Below are 918 nucleotides of genomic sequence, written 5' to 3' on the forward strand. Positions count from 1 at the left end.
GCCTTCGACCAGGGCGTCCATGGACGGCGCGGCGCGCGGCGCCGGGGCGGGCGTGGCCGGTTGCGCGCCCTGGCTGCGCAAGCAGATCGCCGATGCCCGCGCCGAAATGCAGGCCCGCCAGCAGCGCAGCCGGCCCCGCAGCAGGCCAAAGAGAAAGCCGCGTCGCCGTCCAAGCCCAGGCTGAGCTTCAAGCAGCGCGTGGTGCGCTGGATACGCCGCATCTGCTACACGATAGGCCTGCTCTTCATCGGCCTCATGGCGTTGGGCTACTACGCCGGCAGCAGCGGTAGCGCGCGCAAGGCGGAGCAATGCACCGCCGCCACCCAGTCCGCCAGCACCGCGCTGGCCGCCGGCGATATCGCCACCGCCGGCAAGGCCGCCCAGCAGGCGGTCGAAGTGTGCGAGGGCGACACGCTGCCGCAGGCGCGCAAGCTGCTCGCCGGCGTGGAACGGGCCAAGTCCGGCGCCCTGCGCTGCGAGCAGACCCAGGCCCAGGCGGAACAGCTGCTGGACGAAGGCCGCGCGGCACGTGCCGCCGCGCTGCTGACGCGCAATCGCAATGGCTGCCAGGCCCGCGGCTACACCGACCTGAGCCGCAAGGCGAGCGCCGCGGTGAATGACGCCCGCCAACTGGTGGACCGCGCCCGCACCCGCCTGCGCGCGGATGCCTACGACGATGCCGACAGCCTGCTGGACCAGGCCCTGCGGCTGGATGCCGACGCCGCCGGTGCCGAGCCGCTGCGCAAGCAGATCGCCGATGCCCGCGCCGAAATGCAGGCCCGCCAGCAGCGCAGCCAGGGCGCGCAACCGGCCACGCCCGCCCCGGCGCCGCGCGCCGCGCCGTCCATGGACGCCCTGGTCGAAGGCTTCCTGCAGGATGGCGAGCGTGCCCTGCAGCAGAAGAACTACGCCCAGGCC

The 918-nt window shown here is 73.9% G+C and carries 2 protein-coding genes; both read left to right on the top strand.

What is annotated here, in order from left to right; genetic code table 11:
* Positions 1-184, top strand: a 184-nt coding sequence (locus GRF61_RS24685; protein WP_211166192.1) for a hypothetical protein, incomplete at its 5' end; no start/stop codon positions are given.
* 17 nt (positions 185-201) lie between these two features.
* Positions 202-918: hypothetical protein (locus tag GRF61_RS24185; RefSeq protein ID WP_211166193.1), on the top strand; the 717-nt coding region annotated here is incomplete at its 3' end.

Source organism: Azoarcus sp. TTM-91, from assembly GCF_012911025.1.
GTDB lineage: Bacteria > Pseudomonadota > Gammaproteobacteria > Burkholderiales > Rhodocyclaceae > Azoarcus.